The following is a 2,868-nucleotide window of genomic DNA, read 5'->3' as shown; positions in this document are numbered from 1 at the left end:
TTTGTGGCTAAACGACAACCGTCATCCCGCTGCTTGTTAGCGGGACATAGGACTGCTGTCATTCCAGTGCTCCTTTTTTTGTCATCCGAGTAGCTGACACTGGGATCCAGGAAACTTAACTTTACACCAGGTGAATGTACAATAAGAACTGGATTCCAGACTGGAATGATACCGAAGGGGCTACTGGGATGACAAAAGGGGGCACTGGGATGACAGGAGAAAGAGGCACTGGAATGACAAAGAGGGTACTTGGATGACAGGAGGTAATGCAGGAAGTCTAATAGTGCAGCAACACGGAACCCCAGGTCAGGCCTGCACCTATTGAAATCAGCAGTACCAGATTTCCTGATTTTATTTTTGCATAGTCTAAGGCCAGTGGAATTTATGCCGCTGAGGTGTTTGCATGCTTATCAACGGTATTAATCACTTTCTCTATAGGAAAATCTAATTTCTTTACTACTGCTTCAATAATACGAATGTTTGCTTGATGGGGAATTAACCAGTCAATATCAGTGATTTTCAAATTATTACATTTCAGAGTTTCCTCTACTGAGGCTGTTAACTTATCCATTGCATGTTTAAACACTTCTCTTCCATTCATGCATATTTTTCCAGAATCACCAGTTGAGGATATCTCTTCGTTCGTACATAGTATATCCACATTGCCATCAGAATATAGGCTAGTTGAAATCATACCTTTTGTAACCCCCTTCTCTGCCACCCAAGTATCAGCATCATTTGTTGGAATGACGTTAAAATGACATGCTGATTTCATTATTACTGCACCAGCACCATCACCAAAGAGTACACAAGTTGACCTATTTTCCCAATCAACAATCCTAGACATTATTTCAGCACCTATAACCAATGCATATTTAATTCTATTGTTAGATTTTATGAGCGAATCAGCAACTGTAACTGCATATATAAAACCAGAGCATGCTGCTTGTACATCAAAAGCAAATGCGTTTTTACATTTTAGCTTGCTTTGTACAATCGTTGCACAGCTAGGAAAAGTTTTATCAGGAGTTGTTGTAGCAACTATAATCAAGTCAATTTCATCTACTGAAATTTTAGCTTTTTCTATAACACTTTTTGCTGCATTTACAGCTAGATCTGACGTTAGTTCTCCTTCATCTGCTATATGCCTTTGAACTATTCCTGTTCTCTGCCTTATCCATTCATCGCTCGTCTCAACTATCGATGCAATTTCGTTGTTACTCACCATTTTTCTTGGTAGGTAAAATCCAGTGCTTAATATGAAACTTTTATTCAATATGACTTACCCCGTTAATTATCTTTTGATTTAAATTTTCACTAATTGCATTTACTGCAAATTTTATGGCATGGGCAAAAGAAATAGCATCAGAATTTCCATGACTTTTAATGATGATACCATTCAGCCCTAAAAACATAGCTCCACTTCTAATTTTTGGATTAAAACGCGTTAAAGCTTTATTTAGTTTGGATTTTAACAATATACCAACAAGCATTTTCGCTATCCACGAATTGAATACTTCCTGCTTTATTAGATTGATAAAGGTACTAGCGGTTGCCTCAGCCGTTTTGAGCATTACATTGCCAACAAAACCATCAGCAACAATCACATCTATATTACCCTCTAAAAATTCACTTGCCTCTATATACCCTTTGAAATTAATGCCTGGAGCGTTTTTAAGCAACTCAAAAGCGCCGCGCACTGAGTCATTACCTTTAACTTCTTCTGTGCCGATATTTAGCAAAGCAACTTCAGGATTGTCAATTTTTAATGCTATTTTTGCAAATATACTACCCACTAACGCAAATTGAAATAATGAGTCGGCATTACAATCAACATTTGCACCAAGGTCAAGCAAAGCGAAGCTTTTTGTCTTAGTTGGACAGATAGAGGCAATAGCAGGACGATAAATGTTTGGTAATGTTCCTAAAATAAATCTGGAAATTGCCATCAATGCTCCGGTGTTGCCTGAAGACATCACTCCGAAAGCTTTACCTTTTTTTACTGCCTCAATGGCAGCTTTCATACTTGAGTCTTTACGGTGTCTCAGCGCAAAAGATGGCTTATCATTTGCAAGGACATTGTCAGAACAATGAGTAAATTCAGAATTGTTACTTACTTTTTTATATTTCAAAAGCAAAGGAGATACTTCTTCCTTATCTCCATAAAGATGAAAAAAAACTTTAATGCCTGGGTCAACAAGGTTGTCTAAAAAAAAACCAGCACCCTGAATTACGGAAAGAGGCGCAAAATCGCCCCCCATAGCGTCAAGTGCAATAACTATATTATTATTGACCGTAGGTAACATATCATAATAGTCACTCCGCCTGTTGCTTGATGAAAACCCGTTTTCCTTTGTAACTGCCATCAACTGCTACGTTATGAGGCAACATGAATTCCCCAGTTGTTGAACATACCACAACATTCTTAGGCTCAATAGCATGATGAGAACGATGCATACTACGCCTTGACTTTGACTTTTTTCTTTTTGGAACTGCCAAAATTTCCTCCATTCTACTACAAAATACAATACATTAGTAACATATTTTTTACAGGAAGTAAACAGGGATAGTAAAATAAGTAAGGTTTGCTTATGTAATTGAGTTCTATAGCTAAAGTGGCTCTACAATTTGAAAAACCGTCATTCCGCTACTCGTTAGCGGAATCTATACCGCGAATGAATCCATAGCTGTACGAACATTCATTTTTGAAGGTAAATTGCACAACAGATGATGTCATTCCAGTCTGGAATCCAGAAATTTTGCTTATAACTGAGCTGATGAGCTAAAGGTAGTTGTCTTATGCTAAAACGAACGTTTTTAATTAAGTTGCATAGAACCAGTGTCTAGGCATTGGCCCACTGGTGGCCC

3 protein-coding genes and 1 pseudogene are annotated in these 2,868 nt (G+C 37.8%); 1 reads left to right on the top strand and 3 read right to left on the bottom strand.

Annotated features, from left to right (window positions below; all coding sequences use genetic code 11):
* Window positions 1-134: 134 nt before the first annotated feature.
* Entirely contained in the window at window positions 135-257 is a 123-nt protein-coding gene (locus WGMM_RS07120) for a hypothetical protein (protein WP_255317430.1), read from the top strand.
* Between the two features lie 20 nt (window positions 258-277).
* On the opposite strand, the pseudogene WGMM_RS03430 reads toward WGMM_RS07120, so the two are convergent.
* The 3 genes and pseudogenes from WGMM_RS03430 to rpmF all read right to left on the bottom strand — a co-directional run bounded on the left by WGMM_RS03430 (window position 278) and on the right by rpmF (window position 2,499).
* Window positions 278-1,276, bottom strand: a pseudogene (locus WGMM_RS03430) (beta-ketoacyl-ACP synthase III).
* The gene (gene plsX / locus WGMM_RS03425; protein ID WP_038250142.1) at window positions 1,269-2,306 is read right to left on the bottom strand and encodes a phosphate acyltransferase PlsX; all 1,038 of its coding nucleotides are present in this window, start codon (window positions 2,304-2,306) and stop codon (window positions 1,269-1,271) included. Before plsX ends, WGMM_RS03430 begins: the two are co-directional and overlap by 8 nt.
* Before the next feature lie 10 nt (window positions 2,307-2,316).
* Window positions 2,317-2,499 carry a 50S ribosomal protein L32 gene (gene rpmF / locus WGMM_RS03420; RefSeq protein ID WP_038250161.1) on the bottom strand — a complete coding sequence of 61 codons (183 nt, stop codon included), beginning with the start codon at window positions 2,497-2,499 and terminating at the stop codon, window positions 2,317-2,319.
* Between the last annotated feature and the right edge of the window lie 369 nt (window positions 2,500-2,868).

It is taken from the genome of Wolbachia endosymbiont of Glossina morsitans morsitans, assembly GCF_000689175.1.
Taxonomy (GTDB): Bacteria; Pseudomonadota; Alphaproteobacteria; order Rickettsiales; family Anaplasmataceae; genus Wolbachia; species Wolbachia pipientis.
Note: the sequence above shows the minus strand (reverse complement) of the source record. Positions and strands in the feature narration are given on the sequence as shown.

Excerpts from the sequence above, each read along its gene's own strand:
- WGMM_RS07120 (WP_255317430.1), top strand. The coding sequence starts at position 135 with ATGTACAATAAGAACTGGATTCCAGACTGGAATGATACCGAAGGGGCT.
- plsX (WP_038250142.1), bottom strand. The coding sequence starts at position 2,306 with ATGTTACCTACGGTCAATAATAATATAGTTATTGCACTTGACGCTATG.